16 protein-coding genes are annotated in these 19,448 nt (G+C 67.9%); 7 read left to right on the top strand and 9 right to left on the bottom strand.

Annotated elements, in window-relative coordinates; translation table 11 throughout:
* Window positions 1–97: 97 nt before the first annotated feature.
* Window positions 98–2,377 (top strand): 5-methyltetrahydropteroyltriglutamate--homocysteine S-methyltransferase, encoded by a 2,280-nt coding sequence (gene metE / locus G6N26_RS23595; protein WP_083016995.1) that lies wholly within the window; start codon window positions 98–100, stop codon window positions 2,375–2,377.
* A gap of 70 nt (window positions 2,378–2,447) precedes the next feature.
* Here the strand turns inward: metE and G6N26_RS23590 are convergent, their stop codons facing one another.
* Window positions 2,448–4,172 (bottom strand): DUF3556 domain-containing protein, encoded by a 1,725-nt coding sequence (locus G6N26_RS23590; protein WP_083016998.1) that lies wholly within the window; start codon window positions 4,170–4,172, stop codon window positions 2,448–2,450.
* A gap of 52 nt (window positions 4,173–4,224) precedes the next feature.
* Complete coding sequence (locus tag G6N26_RS23585; protein ID WP_067168245.1) at window positions 4,225–4,947, bottom strand: potassium channel family protein; 723 nt, start codon at window positions 4,945–4,947, stop codon at window positions 4,225–4,227.
* Between the two features lie 121 nt (window positions 4,948–5,068).
* Here G6N26_RS23585 and G6N26_RS23580 point away from each other — a divergent pair, with 121 nt between their 5' ends.
* The gene (locus G6N26_RS23580; RefSeq protein ID WP_083017069.1) at window positions 5,069–6,565 is read left to right on the top strand and encodes a potassium/proton antiporter; all 1,497 of its coding nucleotides are present in this window, start codon (window positions 5,069–5,071) and stop codon (window positions 6,563–6,565) included.
* 1,144 nt (window positions 6,566–7,709) lie between these two features.
* Window positions 7,710–9,089 carry a flavin monoamine oxidase family protein gene (locus tag G6N26_RS23575; protein WP_179960260.1) on the top strand — a complete coding sequence of 460 codons (1,380 nt, stop codon included), beginning with the start codon at window positions 7,710–7,712 and terminating at the stop codon, window positions 9,087–9,089.
* Between the two features lie 55 nt (window positions 9,090–9,144).
* Here G6N26_RS23575 and G6N26_RS23570 read toward each other — a convergent pair whose 3' ends face one another.
* Window positions 9,145–9,666 carry a DoxX family protein gene (locus G6N26_RS23570; RefSeq protein WP_067168244.1) on the bottom strand — a complete coding sequence of 174 codons (522 nt, stop codon included), beginning with the start codon at window positions 9,664–9,666 and terminating at the stop codon, window positions 9,145–9,147.
* A gap of 221 nt (window positions 9,667–9,887) precedes the next feature.
* Between G6N26_RS23570 and G6N26_RS23565 the strand changes: the two genes are divergently transcribed.
* Together G6N26_RS23565 and G6N26_RS23560 are read left to right on the top strand one after the other, a co-directional pair.
* Complete coding sequence (locus G6N26_RS23565) at window positions 9,888–11,465, top strand: pyruvate, phosphate dikinase (protein WP_179960259.1); 1,578 nt, start codon at window positions 9,888–9,890, stop codon at window positions 11,463–11,465.
* A complete protein-coding gene (locus G6N26_RS23560; protein WP_083017003.1) occupies window positions 11,462–12,076 on the top strand; it encodes a MarR family transcriptional regulator in 615 nt (204 codons plus the stop codon). The genes G6N26_RS23565 and G6N26_RS23560 overlap by 4 nt, the downstream gene beginning before the upstream one ends.
* Here the strand turns inward: G6N26_RS23560 and G6N26_RS23555 are convergent, their stop codons facing one another.
* From G6N26_RS23555 to G6N26_RS23545, 3 genes are all read right to left on the bottom strand, one after another.
* Window positions 12,077–13,318: a WS/DGAT domain-containing protein gene (locus tag G6N26_RS23555; RefSeq protein ID WP_067168241.1), complete on the bottom strand. Its 1,242-nt coding sequence runs from the start codon at window positions 13,316–13,318 to the stop codon at window positions 12,077–12,079.
* A gap of 4 nt (window positions 13,319–13,322) precedes the next feature.
* The gene (locus G6N26_RS23550; protein WP_067168240.1) at window positions 13,323–14,225 is read right to left on the bottom strand and encodes an alpha/beta fold hydrolase; all 903 of its coding nucleotides are present in this window, start codon (window positions 14,223–14,225) and stop codon (window positions 13,323–13,325) included.
* 143 nt (window positions 14,226–14,368) lie between these two features.
* Window positions 14,369–14,845, bottom strand: a complete 477-nt coding sequence (locus G6N26_RS23545) for a VOC family protein (protein ID WP_067168239.1) — start codon at window positions 14,843–14,845, stop codon at window positions 14,369–14,371.
* Window positions 14,846–14,965: 120 nt separating this feature from the next.
* Here G6N26_RS23545 and G6N26_RS23540 point away from each other — a divergent pair, with 120 nt between their 5' ends.
* Window positions 14,966–15,829, top strand: coding sequence for an alpha/beta fold hydrolase (locus tag G6N26_RS23540; protein WP_083017005.1), 864 nt, complete (start codon window positions 14,966–14,968; stop codon window positions 15,827–15,829).
* Between the two features lie 22 nt (window positions 15,830–15,851).
* On the opposite strand, the gene gnd is transcribed toward G6N26_RS23540, so the two are convergent.
* Entirely contained in the window at window positions 15,852–16,874 is a 1,023-nt protein-coding gene (gene gnd, locus G6N26_RS23535; protein WP_083017008.1) for a phosphogluconate dehydrogenase (NAD(+)-dependent, decarboxylating), read from the bottom strand.
* A 17-nt stretch (window positions 16,875–16,891) separates the two neighbouring features.
* Window positions 16,892–18,301 carry a glucose-6-phosphate dehydrogenase gene (locus tag G6N26_RS23530; RefSeq protein ID WP_083017011.1) on the bottom strand — a complete coding sequence of 470 codons (1,410 nt, stop codon included), beginning with the start codon at window positions 18,299–18,301 and terminating at the stop codon, window positions 16,892–16,894.
* Window positions 18,302–18,423: 122 nt separating this feature from the next.
* Between G6N26_RS23530 and G6N26_RS23525 the strand changes: the two genes are divergently transcribed.
* Entirely contained in the window at window positions 18,424–19,257 is an 834-nt protein-coding gene (locus tag G6N26_RS23525; RefSeq protein WP_067168235.1) for an adenylate/guanylate cyclase domain-containing protein, read from the top strand.
* On the opposite strand, the gene G6N26_RS23520 is transcribed toward G6N26_RS23525, so the two are convergent.
* Window positions 19,209–19,418 (bottom strand): hypothetical protein, encoded by a 210-nt coding sequence (locus tag G6N26_RS23520; RefSeq protein ID WP_082991350.1) that lies wholly within the window; start codon window positions 19,416–19,418, stop codon window positions 19,209–19,211. The two genes, G6N26_RS23525 and G6N26_RS23520, sit on opposite strands and share 49 nt — an antisense overlap.
* Window positions 19,419–19,448: the final 30 nt, after the last annotated feature.

Raw genomic sequence — 19,448 nt, 5'->3', positions numbered from 1 at the left:
GTGGTAAGTGCCTGAAAGAAATCGGGTACGGCACCGCCAGACGGTTCGGCCTCGCGTCCGCCGGCGGTGACCAGACCGTTGATAAAAGGACGAAAACGTGACCACTCAACCATTTACCGCCACGGTTACCGGCTCGCCGCGCATCGGCCCGAAACGCGAACTCAAACGCGCCACCGAGGGCTATTGGGCCGGCCGCACCAGCAGATCGGAACTGGAATCCGTTGCCGCGACACTGCGTCGCGACACCTGGGCGAGCCTGGCGGCCGCGGGCCTCGACTCCGTGCCCGTGAACACCTTCTCCTACTACGACCAGATGCTGGACACCGCGGTGATGCTCGACGCGCTACCGGCCCGGGCCACGCAGGTCTCCGACGACCTCGACCGCTACTTCGCCGCCGCGCGTGGCAATTCCGACGTCGCCCCGCTGGAAATGACCAAGTGGTTCGACACCAACTACCACTACATCGTTCCCGAGATCGCACCCACCACGAAGTTCGCGCTGAACCCGGACAAGGTGCTCTCGGAGCTGAAAGAGGCACTGGCACAGGGCATTCCCGCGCGACCGGTCGTCATCGGGCCGGTCACCTTCCTGCTGCTCAGCAAGGGCGTCGACGGCGCGGGCGCACCGATCGAACGCCTCGAGGAACTGGTGCCCATCTATTCCGAGCTGCTGTCGCTGCTCGCCGACAACGGCGCACAGTGGGTGCAGCTCGACGAGCCGGCGCTGGTGACCGACGCCTCCCCCGACGCGCCCGCGTTGGCGGAGGCCGTCTACAACAAGTTGGGCGCGCTGAGCAACCGGCCGTCGATCTATGTCGCCACCTACTTCGGCGACCCCGGCGCGGCATTGGCGGGACTGGCCCGCACACCCGTCGAGGCGATCGGCGTCGACCTCGTCTACGGTGCCCACGAGGCGACAGCCTCGATAGCTGGAGCGCCCGAGCTGGCGGACAAGATTCTGGTGGCCGGCGTCGTCGACGGACGCAACATCTGGCGCACCGACTTGCAGGCCGCGCTGAGCAAGCTGGCGAGCCTGCTGGGTTCGGCTGCCGCAGTTGCCGTTTCGACGTCCTGCTCGACGCTGCACGTCCCGTATTCGTTGGAGCCGGAGACCGGACTGGACGAGGCGCTGCGCAGCTGGCTGGCCTTCGGGCAGGAGAAGGTCGTCGAGGTGGTGGCGCTGGCTCGCGCGCTGCGCGAGGGACGTGAGGCCGTCGCCGATGAGGTCGCGGCGTCCAACGCCGCGGTGGCTGCCCGCGCGAGCGACCCGCGCCTGCACAACGACGACATTCGTGCCCGCATCGACTCGATCGTGGCCTCCGGCGCACACCGCGGTGACGCGGCCGGGCGCCGGGCCAGTCAGGACGAGCGACTGCAGCTGCCGCCGCTGCCGACGACCACGATCGGGTCGTTTCCGCAGACCGTTCAGATCCGCAAGGCCCGCGCCGCACTGGTCGCCGGCGAGATCGACGCGGCCGAGTACGAAAAGCGGATGAAGCAGGAGATCGCCGACGTCATCAAGCTGCAGGAGAACCTCGGGATCGACGTGCTGGTGCACGGCGAGCCGGAGCGCAACGACATGGTGCAGTACTTCGCCGAGCAGCTGGAGGGCTTTTTCGCCACCAAGAACGGCTGGGTGCAGTCCTACGGCAGCCGCTGCGTGCGCCCGCCGATCCTCTACGGCGATGTGATCCGCCAGCACCCGATGACGGTGGAGTGGGCCAAGTACGCGCAGTCGCTGACCGACAAGCCGGTGAAGGGCATGCTGACGGGTCCGGTCACAATTCTGGCGTGGTCGTTCGTGCGCGACGACCAGCCGCTGGCCGACACCGCCAACCAGGTGGCGCTCGCGATTCGCGACGAGACCGTGGACCTGCAGTCCGCCGGTATCGCGGTCATCCAGGTCGACGAGCCGGCGCTGCGTGAGCTGCTGCCGCTGCGGCGTGCCGACCAGGGCGACTATTTGCGTTGGGCGGTAGGGGCTTTCCGGTTGGCCACGTCCGGTGTCGCGGACTCCACGCAGATCCACACCCACCTGTGCTACTCGGAATTCGGTGATGTGATCGGCGCGATCGCCGATCTGGATGCCGACGTGACGTCGATCGAGGCGGCGCGCTCCCACATGGAGGTGCTCGACGACCTCAACGCGATCGGCTTCTCCAACAGCGTCGGACCGGGCGTCTACGACATCCACTCGCCGCGCGTGCCGAGCACCGAGGAGATGGCCGAGTCGCTGCGCGCGGCGCTGCGGGCCGTTCCGGCCGAACGGCTTTGGGTCAACCCCGATTGTGGGCTGAAGACTCGCAACTCCGACGAGGTCAGCGCGTCGCTGAAAAACATGGTCGCCGCCGCGCAGGAGGTGCGCGCGGGGGCCTAGCGTTTCGCCCGCGGGTGTAACGCCACGGCGATTTCCGGCCGGAAATGTCGCCGTGGCGTTACACCGGGGGCTAGCCCGACACCACCTCGACGGGAACGTCGTCGGCCCAGGGCTGCCGGGTGACCATGTCGGCGACCCGGACGATGCCGCACTCGAACTCACCGGTCGCCGCGTCGACCAACCGATATGCCTGCGTCTGCTTGTGAATCGGTTGCGCGTCAAGCAAAACCACGCGGACCTCGCCCGGCTCGAAGTGGCAGCGCTCCTGCAGCGCGGTGATCAGTTGCTCGTTGTGCATATGGCCGTCGCCGAAGTTCCAGCCGATCGCGGTGCTGCAGATCCGCTCGCCGTCGGTGAGGACGTAGTCGTCCTCGTTCTGGCCGGCCATGGCGCGGTGCGCCAGCGTGAACAGCGCACGGCCGTGAGTGTTGAAGCCGCGGAACGCATATCCCATGTAGAGGGGGATCTGCGCCGCCTCCGGGCTGCCGTAGAACCGTTCCAGCTGGGCCTGCGGCATGCTGGCGATCGCCACGATGCCCCGGCCGATCTTCTCGTTGGCGGACGGCTTGATGCACCACAGGGTGGTGTCCCAGTTGCCGGCGTAGTACCGCATCCCGGGTAGGAACGAGATCTTGCGCGGAAACATGTTGCCCAGCAAGACGATTCCCGCGATCACGACGAACAGGATGGCTACCACCACCGGGTGCTGGAGGTCCGCAAGCCCGATGTGGGTGTGCGCGACGAACAACGAGAGCACCCCGAAGATCATGAAGACGTTCCACTCCAGCGGCACGCCCATGGGGATCGAGACGAGGATGCCGAGGTGGAAGCACACCATGACGACGGCGGCCACCGTGACCGGCCACCCGCCGTGACAAAAGAAAAGCGGTAGCGGCACCAGCATCTCGATGGCGGTGCTGAAGTGCGCCAGCCACCGCGACAGCCACCCCGGCCGCAGGTCATCGGGGAACTTCTCGAAGAAGCGCCGTTTCAGCGCCCGGGGCCGCACCAACGGGTTGTTGGACATCATCGTGGAGATGACGAACGGAAAGTGCTTGTTGAGTTTGGAGGTCGCCGCGCCCATCCAGATCACCAGGAACACCACCTTGGACCCGACGATCATGTCGGGCGCGGCGAACAGGAACGTCACCGCCATGGTCGCGTAGACCTCACCGCGCGCGGCCAGGAAGATCACCTTGTCGCGCAGGCCGAGCACCGCGAGCAGCAGCAGGATCAGCACGACCTTCCACACGGGCAGCAGCCCGATGGTCGTGCCCAACTCGGGGATCGGCCCGGTGCCGTCGGCGAACAGCGCCGCGAGCGTCACCAGAAGGAACAGCGCATACAGGGCGACGTCGATCGGCTTGCGCTTGGTGCCCTTGGTCAGGGGCACGCGGTCCGGCCAGGGTGGCAGCCGGATGGTGCCGAAACGCATCCAGTACAGGACCGAGCCCATCGGCGGGAAGAACCGGTTGTTCAACGGCCCGAAGCCGCAGCCCAAGCCGAGCACCTCGAACAGCATCGTGTAGAGCACGACCTTCTCGAACACGATCGGCTCCGACCACCACGACGCGACCTGCGTGAAGCCGCCGAGGCCCCGGGTGGCCGAGGCGAACAGCCACGCGCCGAGGATGTAGAGCAGGATTTTGACGACATAGAACAGGTGCAGTGCGAGCGGCGTGCCGAAACCGACCTCGGCCCAGTGCTTGGCCATGGGGCGGATCTTGTCGCTGCGGCTGCCCTTGTTCCATTCGGCCATGTCGAGCTGCGGTAGCTCGGGCTTCAGAAATCCCATGGTTTCACAGACTAGAACGTGTTCTAGGTGGGTGGCACGCGTTGGGCCCGAACTAAGCCGGCAAGTTTCTCACTGGGCCAGCCGGTATTTCCCGCCAGTGCGCCGCCCGCTCCGGGGCTCCGTGGACGATCAGGGCGCGGACCTGATTCTCGGCGGCACTGCCTGCGACGAACAACATTTCGTCGCCGGCCTCGAGCACGTCGTCGGGCTGCGGCAAGATGACGTCCCCGCCGCGCAGCACGGTGATCAGCGCGGAGTTCTCCGGCAGCGGCAGGTCACAAATCCGGCGTCCGACAAGCGGGTTGTCCACCGGCAGTGTCAGTTTCGACAGACTGACCTGACCGCGCGCGAGACCCATCAGCTGCACGAGGTGGCCGACGTCGATGGCCCCCTCCACCCCGGCCACCATGGCGCGAGGCGTGGAGACCGCCACGTCGATGCCCCATGCCTCGCTGAACAGCCACTCGTTTCTCAAGTCGTTGACGCGCGCCACGACTCTGGCCACCCCGAACTCGGCCTTGGCCAGCAACGCCGCCGCGAGGTTCACCTTGTCGTCGCCGGTTGCCGCGATGACGACATCGCACAGCTGCAGCCCGGACTCCTGGAGCGACGCCAGCTCGCACGCGTCGGCGAGTAACCACTCCGCCTCGGGCACGGTGTGCGGCACGTAGTGGTCGACGTTGCGCTCGATCAACAAGATCCGGTGACCGGCCTCGAGTAGTTCGTGTGCGACCGAGCGACCGACCGCGCCCGCGCCGGCGATCCCGATGCGCACTATCCACTCTCCTGACGGCTGGTCAGCGTGTAACCCGACTAGTCATTAGTGTTACTAGTGATTCACTTGCACACAACCCGACTTCGCTGGCTTGTGCCGCGACCGAACGGCGATGAACAACATGACCTTGCAGCAGCTGTATGTGACGCTGCTGGTCGGGGGCCTCGTGCTGCTGGCCAGCATCGTCGCCACCCGGGCCGCCGCCAAAGTCGGGCTCCCCAGCCTGCTGCTGTTCCTCGCGGTCGGAGTCGCCCTCGGCGACGACGGGCTGGGGCTGGAATTCAACGACGTCCAGCTCGCCAGCGACCTCGGCACGACGGCGCTGGCCGTCATCCTGGTCGAAGGCGGCCTGACGACGCGGTTCTCCGACATCCGCAAGCTGCTGGCGCCCGCGAGTGTGCTGGCCACCGTCGGGGTGGGCATCAGCATGGTGATCACGGCCGCCGGTGCGCACCTGTTGCTCGGCATCAACTGGCAGCTCTCCCTGCTGCTCGGAGCCGTCGTTTCGCCCACCGACGCCGCCGCGGTGTTCTCGGTCCTGCGTGTCCTACCGTTGCCCAGGCGCGTCGCCGGGCTCCTCGAGGCCGAGTCCGGATTCAACGACGCGCCCGCCGCCATTCTCGTGCTCATGTTCAGCACCACACCGCTGACGCTTGCGCCGGGGACGGCCGCGACCGGCGTGGTGTACGAGCTGGCCGTCGGCGTCGCGGTCGGCTTGTTCAGCGGGGTGCTCGGCGCCTTCGCCATGCGCCGGGCGGCGCTACCGGCCTCCGGCCTCTATCCGCTGGCAACATTTGCGCTCGGCATGGTGGCGTTCGCCGCGGCGGCCAGCGCTCACGCCAGCGGGTTCATCGCCGCGTATCTGTCCGCGGTGATATTGGCGAACTCCGGGTTGCCCCATCGCTCGGCCACCCGGTCGTTCGCGGAGGGCCTCGGCTGGCTCGCCCAGATCGGGCTGTTCGTCCTCCTCGGCCTGTTGGTGAGCCCGAGCCAGTTGGGCCGCGAACTGATACCGGCGATCGTCATCGGCGCGGTGTTGCTGTTGCTCGGCCGGCCGCTCTCGGTCTTGATCTCCCTGGCCCCCTTTCGGGTGCCGTGGCGCGAGCAGGTGTTCTTATCCTGGGCGGGCCTGCGCGGCGCGGTCCCCATTGTGCTGGCGACGTTTCCCATCGTCGAAGGCGTCGCGGGCAGCTACCGGCTGCTCAACATCGTGTTCATCCTGGTCGTGGTCTTCACCCTGATCCAGGGCCCCGGATTGAGCCTGCTGGCCCACAAGATCGGGCTGATCTCCGGTGAAGCCACTCGCGAGATCCAGGTGGAAGCGGCGCCACTGGACGTGCTGGAGGCCGAACTGTTGACGATGACCGTGTCACCACCGTCGCGGCTGCACAACGTCTCGGTGCTCGAGTTGCGGCTACCGGACCCCGCCGTCATCACCCTGATCATCCGCAAGGGCCGCACGTTCGTCCCCCAGCCCCACACCCGCATCCAGGCCGGCGACGAACTGCTCATCGTCACCACACCCAAGACACGGGCCTCCGCCGAACGCAGGCTCCGCGCGGTGAGTCGCCGCGGCAAACTGGCGCACTGGTTCGACGAGTACGGCGAACCGGACTGATCGTCCGCGCTGGTATGGCCATGGTCGGCACATATGAGATCGGCCAGAGTTCGGCAGCGCCCAGCGTGCCGTCGCTAAAATTGAATCATTGTGTGGTTCAGCGACGGAACCAAACCGCGACGGTCGCGCTCGGTCATTGCGATCGCCGCCATGGTGTGGTTGTACGCCGCGGTCGTCGGGTCCAGTCCGTCGCGCTCGGAGTCAGCGGGGACTGGGTCAGTCGCGTCTGAGGCACCGCATGCGGTGGTTACCGCTGCCGGCAACGACCACCCGACTCCTGATTCGGGTTTGTCAGCCAAGTACCACAAGGCTCCGGCGACCGTAACCGGACCTCATGTCCGGCAATCGAATTCGCCGCGCTGGACGCCGACGCCACAGGGGTCACCGTCGCCGACATCATCCATGTCGACCTGGCGAGCCGACGGCGTCGACTCGCGCGCACCCGCCACTTCCCTTGGCGCCCAGGATCTTTTGACTCAGCTCTGCGTCTCCAGACGCTGATCGGCCGGAACCGGCCGTTGCGCAACGCGCGACGGCCGCTGGTGCCGACTCACGCTCGCGAGAACGGCAGCCTATTCCATTCCACGCGCAGGTCCGCGCGTTTCCAAGGAGAAGTTTGTTCATGTTGCTGATCGACATCACCCGTGCCCAGCACCGCGAGGGGGACGGAGGAACCTGATGATATTTGGAGCTACGAAGAAGATCCTCACACTGTGCGGTGGCGCCGCACTGCTTGTCTCGACGGTCGGATGCGACGACGGCGTCGTCGCGACGTCGGCAAGCCCGACAGTCGCCACGACGACCGCTTGGTCCGGCGTGAGGCCGGCGCAGCCGCTTCCTGTCGCCCCCGAAAGCCGCACTGCCGGTGCGGAATTCAATGGCTGCATCATCGGGCTCAACTGTGGTTGCTTCCCTCGTCAGGGCAAGTGCGGACGGCAGCGGTCGCCACGGGTAGTACCACCGCCCCCGGTGCCGGCGCCGCCAGGCGAGTACGGCAACAACGGTCCCGTCGACGGTCATGTGCCCGTGGCTCCGTGAGCCGCAGAGGACGACATCGTCTGAGAAATCCCGGTGAACTCACTATCGCGGACGCCGCGGTCGGTGTAGTTTGCTGCTGGGGCGGGACTACGTTGAGGAGCCGACCATGTCCGACGTCGATTGTTGCGTGGTCGGAGCGGGATTCGCGGGCCTGACGGCCGCGCTGCGGCTCCAGCGGGCGGGCCGTTCGGTGGCCTTGCTGGAGGCCCGCGACAGGGTCGGTGGGCGCACCTTCACCGAGACCCGCCCGGACGGAACGTGGATCGACCGCGGCGGCGCGTGGATCGGGCCCGGCCAAGACCGGATCTACGCGCTGATGGACGAGTTCGGCGTGCCAGAGTACAAACAGCACAACGACGGCGACGCGATGATGATCGTCGGCGGCAAGAAGCACCGCTACGGCGGCACCGTCCCTTGGACGATGAGCCCGTGGGCCGTCGCCAACCTGGGCCTCGGACTGATGTCGTTCGAGAGAATGTGCAAAGCGATCCCGCGCGAAGCCCCTTGGGAGGCAACGGAAGCCGCCGCATGGGACCGGATCAGCCTGGGCGCGTGGATCGAGAAGCACACAATGTCCAAGGCGGCCCGGGAGATGCTGGACATGGCCTTGTCCGGCCTGTACACCTCGGCGGGGTCGGAAACGTCGTTGCTGTGGGCGCTGCTGCAGACGGGATCGGCCGGCGGCCCGACCTTCGCCATTTCCGGCAAGGGCGGCTCCCAGGACGCCCGCCCGGTCGGCGGCATGGGCGCCATCTACCGACAGATAGCCGCCGAACTCGGTGCTGCGGTGCACCTGTCGCAGCCGGTCCGGCGAATCACGCAGGACGCCGAGGGCGTCACCGTCAGCGCGGAGGGCATGACGGTGCGGGCGCGGCGGGTGATCGTCGCGATCCCGCTGGCGATCGCGACGTCGATCGCCTACGAACCGATGCTGCCGGTGGATCGGGCCTTCCTGCACCAGCGCATGCCGAGCGGCGCGGTCGTCAAGATCTCGGTCGTCTACGACGAGCCGTTCTGGCGGGCCGACGGGCTGTCGGGCCAGTCGGCCGCGCCGGGATGCCCGGCGACCCTGACCATCGACGCCTGCACGGACACCGGAAACCCGGGCGTCATGTGCGTCATCAGTGAGGGACCGGCCGCGCGACGGCTCGGCAGGCTCGGCGAGGCCGAACGCCAAGCGGTCATCATCGGTGAGCTCGTCGATCGCTTCGGGAGCAAGGCGAACGAGTATCGCGAATTCCACGAGCAGAACTGGACGGTGGAGCGCTACTCCGGCGGCGGCATGATCAGCCACGCGCCCACCGGCGTGCTGACCGAATTCGGTTACACCCTGCGCGAACCCTGCGGCCGCATCCACTGGGCCGGCACCGAGAGCTCGGCCGTCATGTGCGGGTGGGTCGACGGCGCGATTCGCTCCGGCGAGCGCGCCGCGGCCGAGGTGACCGCCGCGGAAACGGCCGCCGTGGCGGCCTCGAGCCTCGACTAGGGGTGCCTCGCCCGCGTGTTCGCCCCATTCGAGGTTGGGCGAAGGGGCCCCCGAGCTAGCCGGCTTGCTTGGCCGGCGGCCGGTAGAAGATGACCAGCTGGCCGATGGCCCCGGCCAGGCCGAGCACCGCCGAGATCAGCAGGCCGTGCCAGCCGTCCATCCAGTTCTTCCCGAAAACCAGGTAGTCCAGGCTGTACTTGCCGGCGCCCAGCGTGGCCACGACGATCGCGCTGACCGCCAGCACCAGGTTGTACTCCCAGCCCTCCTTGACGATGAAGAAGCCGTTGGCGCGGTGCACGGTCCAGGCCGCGACCAGCATCAGCGAGACGAAGCCCGCCGCCGGGATGGGGGTGAGTAATCCGACCGCCAGGCCCAGGCCGGCGGCCATCTCCGTGGTCGCCGCGACGGTGGCGTGGAACTTTCCGGGTTTCATGCCAATGCTCTCGAACCACCGCGCGGTGCCGGGGATGCGGCCACCGCCGAAGAACTTGTTGTAGCCATGTGCGGCCAACGTCACGCCCAACACCAGCCGAAGGATCAGTAATCCGACGTCATGGAACGTGTCATAAGAAGTCATATCTGTAAACCTAGATCATGGGTGGGGTCGCACGACAAGAGCCGCCGGGCAGCTACGTCGCTCGATCCGCTGGTTCGTGTGGGAGCATTGCTGGCGTTCCGACGTCGGCCCGATCGGTAGCGACACCACCAAGGGGGTGCACCACGGCTCGCACCGCACCAGGTAGCGGCGCCCATCGCGATGCGCCAAGCGCCCGCGGGGACACGCCTGCCGAGCATTCCGTGGTGTTGCTGGACGGCACATCGAGCCACCCGCGCGAGTTGCTGGGCAACAAGGGCCACGGCATCCAGACGATGCGCCGCCACCATCTGCCGGTTCCCCCCGCGTTCTGCATCACCACCGCGGTGGGGTTGCGCTATCTCGCCGACCCCGCGGCGACGATGGACGCCATCTGGGACGGCGTGCTCGACCGGATGGGCTGGCTACAGACGCAGACCTCGCGCACATTCGGCCGGGGCCCGCGGCCGCTGCTGGTCAGCGTGCGCTCGGGAGCCACCCAGTCCATGCCGGGCATGATGGACACCATCTTGGACCTGGGCATCAACGACGACGTCGAGCAGGCGCTGGCGGCGGCCGGCAACCCGGCGTTCGCCCGCGACACCCGCCGCCGGTTCCGCGACATGTACCGGCGCATCGTGAGTAGCGGCGAACGAGAGGTGCCGTCGGACCCGCACGCGCAGTTGCGTGCCGGCATCGAGGCGGTGTTCGCGTCGTGGAATTCGCCGCGGGCGGTCGCCTACCGCAACCACTACGGTTTCGGCGATCAGCACGGCACGGCCGTGGTCGTGCAGGCCATGGTGTTCGGCAACCGCGGCCCCAATTCCGGTGCCGGGGCATTCATTTCACGCAACCCGATCACCGGCGACAACGAGCCGTTCGGCGAGTGGCTGCCCGGGGGCCAGGGCGACGACGTGGTATCGGGATCGGTTGACGTGGAACCGATCACCGCGCTGCGCGACGAGCAGCCGGCCGTCTACGACGAACTTCTCGCTGCGGCCGGCACCCTGGAGCGGCTGGATTCCGACGTTCAAGAAATCGAATTCACCGTCGAAAACGGCAAACTGTGGCTGCTGCAGACCCGGTCAGCGGAACGGTCGGCGCAGGCGGCGGTGCGCACGGCGCTACAGCTGCGGCACGAGGGACTCATCGACGACCTGGAAACACTGCGGCGCGTGACCCCCGCGCACGTGCAGACTCTGCTGCTTCCCGCACTTCAGCCCGAAATACGCTTGGCGGCACCGCTTTTGGCTAAGGGACTGCCGGCCTGTCCGGGCGTGGCTTCGGGCACGGCGTACACCGACGTCGACGAGGCGCTGCGCGCCGCCGACCGGGGCGAACGGGTGATCCTGGTGCGCGATCACACCCGGCCCGAAGACGTGTCGGGCATGCTGGCCGCGCAGGGCATCGTCACCGAGGTCGGCGGTGCCGCCAGCCATGCGGCGGTGGTCAGCCGCGAATTGGGCCGGGTGGCGGTGGTGGGCTGCGGCCAGGGCGTGGCGGCAGCGCTGGCCGGCAGGCAGATCACCGTCGATGGCGCCGAAGGCGAAGTGCGCGAGGGCCTTTTGCGCTTGTCCGCGTGGTCGGAAGACGATTCGCCGGAGCTGCGCGAGCTGGCCGACATCGCGCGACGGGTCAGCCCGCTGCGCGCCCACGTCACCGGCGACCATCCGCGGCTGGACGACAACGCCGAGGCCACGGTGCGCGTCGCCCTCGACAGCGGACACACCGACGTGGTCTCGGCGACCCCGTTGATCGTCATGCTGACCGCGGTGCGGCTGGCCGCCGGGGCGGCGTCATGACCGAACTGGATGTGCTGCAAGCGGTCCGGCTCAAGGGCCGGGTGAGCAGAACCGATCTGGCCGCGACAATGGGAGTGAATCCCGGCGACATCGGCCCCGTCGTCGAAAAGCTCGCCGCGGCGGGTCTGCTGGCCGAGGGCGCGAGCGTGCAGATCACCCGCAGCGGCAGCGAGAGGTTGGCGACGCTGCTGGCCGAGGAGCGCGAGGGCATCGATGCGGGCGCGATGGCCGCTGTGTACGGCGATTTTCGCGCCGTCAACGCCGACTTCAAACGCCTCGTGACGGATTGGCAACTCAGGGGCGGCCCGGGCGGCGTCCCCAACTCCCACGACGACGCCGAGTATGACGCCGCGGTGCTTTCCCGCCTCGACGACGTACACGCCCGCGCCGTGCCGATCGTCGAGGCCGCCGCGGCTCAACTGCCCCGGCTGCACGCCTACGCGACGAAACTGGCTGCGGCACTGGACAAGATCAAGATCGGGGAGACGGCCTGGCTGACCAGGCCGCTGATCGATTCCTACCACACGGTGTGGTTCGAGCTGCACGAAGAACTCATCGTCGCTGTCGGCCTGACCCGCGAGGAAGCGGCCAGATCCGGGGACGCCCACTAGTTAGAGGGCCGCGTCGAGCAGCGCCAGGTACGCGTCGATGTCGGCAACAGCCGAGGCCGCCGCGTGCACGCTGATCGCGATGGTGTCGCCGATGCCGTGCACGCCGTGCGTCAGACCCATCATCGGCGACAGCGCCGGATACCCGGCCGTCAGCGCCACCGGGGCGCCCCCGAAGCGCAGGTCGGCCGCCCCGCGGTACACGCTGGACACCACGGTATTGCCGGCCACTTGCATAGGACGCTGGTCGAGGTCGAATTGGTTGATGCCCCAACGCAACAGCGGTGCGGGCACCGCGGCGAAGGCCCGGTCGGCCGCGCGGGTGGCCGGATGCTCGAAGCGGCGCCGGCCGTTGGCCAGGTCGGCCGCGATCCGGTCCAGGCGCGCATCCAGATCGAGCTGGGGGTACAGCCCGACGACCACGTTCCCAAAATGGTTATTGGCATGGGACGCACCGGGTTTGGCCATCGGAACTTCCGCGCCCAGCGTCTCGGATCCGGGTCCGAGCAGACGAGACAGCGCGGTGGACACGGCGGCCAGCGCCCCGACGGTGACGGTGGGCCCACGCAGCCGCGCGCGGGGACGCACCAGCGTGCGCACCGAGCGCGCGCCCTCCGGGCGGGCATTCGTCGCCAGCACCGGCCGGGGCCCGGCCGCGGGTGTCAGCAGGCCCGCGCCGATATCGCGGACCTGGCGGCGGTGGGCGCGGGCCGCCCGCGCGGCCCGCCACGGCAGGAACCCCACCGATAGCCGTCGCACCTCGGGCACCGGGACGTCCCGGCCGAACAGCCAGGCCGCCATCGCCGCACCGCGACCCCCGTCGGCCAGCGCATGCGCGATCTGCACGACTGCGACGGCCCCCGGGCCGTCGACGCCCGGGATGCCGAGGACCGGCGTGAACACGTGCAGCCGCCAGGGCATGCGGCGGACGTCCAGCTGGCTGTCGGCGAGGGCGGCCACCGCTGCCAGGCAGCCCTCCCAGCTGTGCTCGGCGAGCTCGTGGCGCACGATCTGCTCCGGCACCACCCGCGCGGGAACCCACTGCGGATACCTCAGGACGGACCGGTCGTGGACCCGCACCGACAGGCCGGGGCATTTCTCGGCCCGGCCGCGGACCTGTTCGACGGCACGGCCGAGGTCGGCGGGCTCGCCGGCGAAGGCGTAGAGCAGGAACTCGTCGCTGGGGATCCGCGCCGACATCCAGTAGAACTGTGCATCGACGGCGGCCATTCGGCGCGCGCTCATGGCGTCAGCCGGGTGAGCCGACGAACGCAAGCACCCGCTCGGCGACCTTCTCTGGCTGTTCGAGCTGCAGGAAATGCCCGGCGTGGTCGATGATGGCCACGTCGCTGCCGGCGGGCAGAACCTTCTCCGTCCAGTGCGCGAACGCCGGGGTCATGCAGCCGTCGTCGCGGCCGTGCAGATACAGGCTCGGCAGGATCGGCGCCTCGGTCCAGCGCTCGTTCAACTCGGCGTACCGCTGCGGGGGCTTGGTGTTGCGCAGCGTGGCCCGGTAGGTGCCCAGCGCCGCGCGCCAACTTTCCGGTGTGCCGATCGCGGCGTCGACGTGCCGCAAATCCTCGTCGGCGCCGCGATAGCCCGGTGACCATCGCCGCCACAACAGCGGCAGGATCCAGCGCGCGGAACGCTCTGGCAGCAAAGGCAATTGGAAGTAGAACATGTACCAGCTGCGCAGCAGCTGGCGCGGCAACTGACGGGCCAACCGGCCCCGCTCGCTGACCTGGCCCCGGAATGCGGCCGAGACCGGCACCGACATGATCACGGCTTTGGTGAACGGGCTGTTGGGCATCGCCGCCAGGCCGGTGGCCGCCAGCGCACCCCAGTCATGACCGATCACCACGTCGCGGTCGGTTCCTCCCGCGGCCGCCCGCACCCGCAGGGCGTCGTCCATGATCGCCCCGACGTGATAGCTGCCGTCGTCGGGAATGGACGAGGGCGCGTATCCGCGCATGAACGGCGCGATGACCCGCCAACCCGCCGCCGCAAGGAGCGGGGCCATCTTGCGCCAGCCGTAGGCCGTGTCCGGAAAGCCGTGCAGGCAGATGGCGATCGGGCCGTCGGCGGGTCCCCACGTCAGCGCCTTGAGATCCCCGGGCGGGCCGGGCACGTCGATCCACCGCGGCTCAGTCATCTCGCGTTGTCCGCCATATCCACTCCTGTTCGGCGCGTCCGCACGGACAAACCTAACCCGTGGGACTTCCACGCGCACCGACCGGAGCGGGGAATCTCTCGAATGCCGCCCCCACCAAAGGTTTTCGGAGGCGGCACGAGCCGTCAGCGGACCGGATCGGCGGCCCGTTCCAGCTCGGCGATGACGATCTTGCGCATGCCATACATTGCCCGGGTGGCCGCCGCCGCCCGCGCGCGATCGGGATCGCTGATCAATTCGTAGAGCCGATCGGGGACGATTTGCCAGCTCAGGCCGAAGCGATCCTTGAGCCACCCGCACTGGGATTCCTCGCCGCCGTCGGTCAACCGGTCCCAGTAGTAGTCGACCTCGTCCTGGTCCTTGCAGTGGACCGTGAACGACACCGCCTCGCTGAACTGGAAGTGGGGTCCGCCGTTGATGCCGATGAACCGGGCGCCGTCGAGCACGAAGCTGCCCGACAGGACGGTGCCCGGCTCCCCCGGGCCCGCGTCGGTGGTCCGGTTGAAGCCCTCGATGTGGGAGTTCGGAAAGACCGAGGTGTAGAAGCCGGCGGCTTCCTCCAGGTTGTCGTCGAACCACAACGACGGGGTGATCGATGGCATGTGCGTGGCCTCCTGGGTCGCTCGTGCGGGTTTGTCAGACAGACCCCCACGAAGACGGAAAGTCATCGCGTCGTCGACCCGCGCAAGAGTGCTTATGCGACCTATGTAACGTCAGGACGCATGAGTACCGTCAGCAGCAGCCCCCGGACGGTTGAGTTTGCCGGCGCCAAGGGCATCACCCTGATCGCCGACGAATGGAATCGGGGCACCGACGGCGCCGGCCGGCCGAGCATCCTGATGCTGCACGGGGGCGGCCAAAACCGGTTTTCCTGGAAGAACACCGGCCAGACGCTGGCCGATGAGGGGCTGCACGTGGTGGCCCTGGACTCCCGCGGGCACGGTGACAGCGATCGCTCACCCAACGCCGACTACGAAATCGAGACGTTGACGACCGACGTCCTGAAGGTGCTGGACACGATCGGGCGGCCGGTGACGATCATCGGGGCGAGCATGGGCGGGCTGACCGGCATCCTCGCCGCGCACCGGGCGGGCCCGGCGAAGGTGACCCGCTTGGTCCTCGTCGACGTGGTGCCCCGCTTCGAGAAGGGCGGCAGCGCCCGCATCCGCGATTTCATGTTCAGCGGCCTCGAGGGCTTCGAGTCGCTGGAGGAAGCGGCCGACGCCGTCGCCGCCTACCTGCCCTACCGCAGCAAGCCCCGCAGCCCCGAGGGGCTGAAGAAGAACCTGCGCCTGCGCGACGGCCGCTGGTACTGGCACTGGGACCCGGCGTTCATGACCAAGCCCGGTGACGATCCCGAACTGCGCACCGAGAGCTTCGAGCAGGCCGCCAAGAACCTGAGGATTCCCGTCCTGCTGATCCGCGGCAAGCTGTCCGACGTGGTGAGCCCCGAGGGCGTGCGGCACTTCCTGGCCACCGTGCCGCGCGCGGAGTTCGTCGAGCTGTCCAACGCCGGGCACACCGCGGCCGGCGACGACAACGACGCGTTCAGCGACGCTGTGGTGAAATTCGTCAAACGCCACTGACCGGTCGGTCAAGCCGGCCGGGCTAGTTCGCGGGCTTCTCCGCGTGCCCGCCGAATTGCTTACGCATCGCCGAGAGCGCCTTGTTGGCGAAGTCGTCGAGCGAACGCGAGGCGAATCGCGACTGCAACGCGGTGGTCAGCACCGGGGACGGGACTCCCTCGTCGATCGCGGCGATGGAGGTCCAGCGGCCCTCGCCGGAGTCCGAGACGCGCCCGGAGAATTCCTTCAGCTCCGGCGATTCGTGCAGCGCGATCGCGGTCAGGTCCAGGAGCCAGGAGCCGATGACGCTGCCGCGCCGCCACACCTCGGCGACCTCGGGGATGTCGAAGTCGTACTGGTAGAACTCCGGGTTCGACAGCGGCGCGGTTTCCGCGTCACCCTCCTGGACGTGCTTGCCGATGTCGGCGTTGCGCAAGATGTTCAGCCCCTCGGCGAGCGAGGCCATCATGCCGTACTCGATGCCGTTGTGGACCATCTTCACGAAGTGTCCGGCGCCGGCCGGCCCACAATGCAGGTACCCCTGCTCCGACGTCGCGACCTCACCCTCACGGCCCGGTGTGCGGGCGGCCGCGTCGACGCCCGGGGCGACGGTGGCGAAGATCGGCTCGGCCTGCGCGAATGCCTCGTCGTCGCCGCCGATCATGAGGCAGTACCCACGCTCGCGGCCCCACACCCCGCCACTGGTGCCGCAATCCAGGAAGTGGATTCCCTTCTCCGACAGCGTCTTTGCGTGGGTGATGTCGTCGCGGTAGTAGGAGTTGCCGCCGTCGATGACGATGTCGCCGGGCTCGAGCGTTTTGGCCAGCTCGTCGATCACTCCGGTGGTGATCGTTCCGGCCGGCACCATCACCCACACGACGCGGGGCGCCGTCATCTTCTCGGCGAGCTCTTGCAGCGAGGACACCCCGGTGGTGTTGTCCTCCCCCGCCATCGACTCCACGGCGTCGGGGTTGTGGTCGTAGACCACGCAGTCATGTCCGCCGGTGACCACGCGCCGGACGATGTTGGCGCCCATCCGGCCGAGGCCGATCATCCCAAGCTGCATCGTGTCTCATGTCTCCTTTACTGTTTCGTGGCCGCGCTGTGCGGCAGCCACGGCTCCTGCCAGTTGTGGTGGCCGCGCACCAGTGCTTCGGCCGCCTCCGGCCCCCAGGAGCCTTGGTCGTAGGGGTGGATTCGCCGCGGCTTGTCCAGCACCGGCTGCACGATTCGCCACGTCTCTTCGATGGCGTCCTCGCGGGCGAACAGCTGGCGATCCCCGTTGAACGCGGCGTAAAGCAGTCGTTCGTAGGGGCGCACCGGTTCGCCGAGATCTTCGGCGAACGACGAGTCCAGGTGAACGTCGTGCCACGAATCGCCGACTTGCGCGGACAGCTGCAACCGCATCCCGGGGTCGGGGTCGATGCGCAACACGATCTGGTTGGGATCGGGCGGCCGGCGGTTGGGCAGGAACGAAAACCCGGGAACGTGATGCAGGAACATCCGGACCTCGGTGACCTTTTCGGGCAGCGCCTTGCCGGCGCGCAGGAAGATCGGCACTCCGGCCCAGCGCCAGTTGTCGATCTCGGTGCGCAGCGCGATGTAGGTCTCGGTGGTGGAATCCTTTGCCACTCCGGCAACTTCGGTGTAACCGCGGTACTGGCCGCGGACGCAGCGCTCCGGGTCCAACGCGGGCATGGCCCGGAAAACCTCGGCCTTCTTGTCGTTGAGATCATCGTCGCCGGCGCCGACCGGGGGCTCCATGGCGACCAGCGCTAGCACCTGGAGCAGATGGTTTTGCACGACGTCGCGAAGCGCTCCCACCGCGTCGTAGAACTTGCCGCGGTCCTCGATCCCGAAGTCCTCGGCCATGGTGATGTGGATCTCGGAGATGCTCTCACGGTCCCACAGCTTCGCCAGGCCGTTGTTGGCGAAGCGCAGGTACTGCAGTTCCTCGACGGGTTGTTTGCCCAAAAAGTGGTCCACGCGCAGGATTTGGTCTTCGTCGAGCACCGCGCGCAGCCGGGCATTGAGGTCGCGCGCCGACTCCAGGTCGTGGCCGAACGGCTTTTCGATCGCCACCCGCGCCCGCTCCAGCAGGTCGGCCTTCGCCAGGTTCTCGACGATGGGCGCGAACAACGCCGGCGGCATCTCGAGGTAATAGAGCGGATGAGCGTCCGAATCGATCTTCTTGGCGAGCTGCTTGTAGAGATCGGCATCGGTGACGTCGCCGTGCAAATAGGACAGCCGGCCGGCCAGCCGGTCGAACACCGCGTCGTCGAACTTCTCGCCCGATTTCTTGACGGCGTCGCGCGCCCGGTCCAGCAATTCCTCGGTGGTGATGTCATCGCTGGCCACACCGATGATCGGGTGATGCAGCTCGTCGCGGCGCTCGAGGCGGTACAGGGCTCGAAACGTCATCTTGCGTGCCAAGTCACCGGTGATCCCGAAGATCACCAACAGGTCAGATGGATTACCGTCGCCGTCGGCCAAAACCGCTCCTCCCGAAAGTCACCTGAGGGGACGCCCCTGAGATCTCTACCCGCGGCCGGCGGACTCAACCCTAGACACTGCGCACAGGGCCGACAACCTCGGCGAACCGCAGCCTTGCAAGGATGACCGGCATGGGTGACGCGCTACATGTCTCGGTCTACATTCTGGCCGGGTTTGCTGCCCTCGAGGCGATCGGGTTGGTAGTCCTGTGGCAGCTGCTGGCGCGCAGTCAGCGCGAGCTCGACGATCTGCGCCAGCGAAACGACGCCCGCAGTTGGTTGCTGTCGGGCGGCCGCGAGGCCGTGAAGACGGTGTGGAACACCGCCAACCTGGTGCGCAAGGAGGGCTTCGGTGCGGCGGTGCGCAGCTCGATCGAGGACCTCGCGGATTGGGCCGAAGTCGAACGGCCCGACCTTGCGCGGGTCACGCCGGACGGCCGAGTGGTGATCCTGTTCTCCGACATCGAGGAATCCACCGCGCTGAACGAGCGGATCGGTGACCGAGCCTGGGTCAAACTGATCAGTTCGCACGACAAGCTGGTCTCGGATCTCGTGCAGCGGCGGTCCGGGCATGTGGTGAAGAGTCAGGGCGACGGATTCATGATCGCCTTCGCGCGAGCCGAACAGGCGGTGCGATGCGGCATCGACCTGCAGAGTGCGTTGCGCAGAGACGCAAACCGCAAGCGGCACGAGGAGATTCGCGTGCGAATCGGTATCCATATGGGCCGGTCGGTGCGCCGCGGGGATGATTTGTTCGGTCGCAACGTCGCTATGGCGGCGCGGGTCGCGGCCCAAGCCGCCGGTGGTGAGATTCTGGTGAGTCAGCCGGTGCGGGACGCGCTTTCGGACTCCGACGGCATCCGGTTCGACGGCGGCCGCGACGTGGAGCTGAAGGGCTTTTCGGGCAGTTATCGGTTGTTCGCCGCTGCGCCTTCGGCCGATCCCGGACCGGACTGACGGCCTCCCCTTTCGTATTCGGCCAACCGCTGATGGAGCCGATCCCGGACCTCGTCGGCGGTGTAGGCCCGCCGCTTGCGCTGATCGCGAGCCACCAGCACGCCCCCGGCGACCACACCGGCGGCACCGGCCAGTCCCAGCCACTTCCACACATTGCGCATGACACCAGGCTATGCGTAGTCCCCGTCGTC

The sequence above is a fragment of the Mycobacterium marseillense genome, from assembly GCF_010731675.1.
Classification (GTDB): domain Bacteria; phylum Actinomycetota; class Actinomycetes; order Mycobacteriales; family Mycobacteriaceae; genus Mycobacterium; species Mycobacterium marseillense.
This window is presented reverse-complemented; position numbering and strand designations above follow the sequence as displayed.

Excerpts from the sequence above, each read along its gene's own strand:
- G6N26_RS23590 (WP_083016998.1), bottom strand. The coding sequence starts at position 4,172 with ATGGGATTTCTGAAGCCCGAGCTACCGCAGCTCGACATGGCCGAATGG.
- G6N26_RS23580 (WP_083017069.1), top strand. The coding sequence starts at position 5,069 with ATGACCTTGCAGCAGCTGTATGTGACGCTGCTGGTCGGGGGCCTCGTG.
- G6N26_RS23575 (WP_179960260.1), top strand. The coding sequence starts at position 7,710 with ATGTCCGACGTCGATTGTTGCGTGGTCGGAGCGGGATTCGCGGGCCTG.
- G6N26_RS23570 (WP_067168244.1), bottom strand. The coding sequence starts at position 9,666 with ATGACTTCTTATGACACGTTCCATGACGTCGGATTACTGATCCTTCGG.
- G6N26_RS23560 (WP_083017003.1), top strand. The coding sequence starts at position 11,462 with ATGACCGAACTGGATGTGCTGCAAGCGGTCCGGCTCAAGGGCCGGGTG.
- G6N26_RS23555 (WP_067168241.1), bottom strand. The coding sequence starts at position 13,318 with ATGAGCGCGCGCCGAATGGCCGCCGTCGATGCACAGTTCTACTGGATG.
- G6N26_RS23550 (WP_067168240.1), bottom strand. The coding sequence starts at position 14,225 with ATGACTGAGCCGCGGTGGATCGACGTGCCCGGCCCGCCCGGGGATCTC.
- G6N26_RS23545 (WP_067168239.1), bottom strand. The coding sequence starts at position 14,845 with ATGCCATCGATCACCCCGTCGTTGTGGTTCGACGACAACCTGGAGGAA.
- G6N26_RS23540 (WP_083017005.1), top strand. The coding sequence starts at position 14,966 with ATGAGTACCGTCAGCAGCAGCCCCCGGACGGTTGAGTTTGCCGGCGCC.
- gnd (WP_083017008.1), bottom strand. The coding sequence starts at position 16,874 with ATGCAGCTTGGGATGATCGGCCTCGGCCGGATGGGCGCCAACATCGTC.
- G6N26_RS23525 (WP_067168235.1), top strand. The coding sequence starts at position 18,424 with ATGACCGGCATGGGTGACGCGCTACATGTCTCGGTCTACATTCTGGCC.
- G6N26_RS23520 (WP_082991350.1), bottom strand. The coding sequence starts at position 19,418 with ATGCGCAATGTGTGGAAGTGGCTGGGACTGGCCGGTGCCGCCGGTGTG.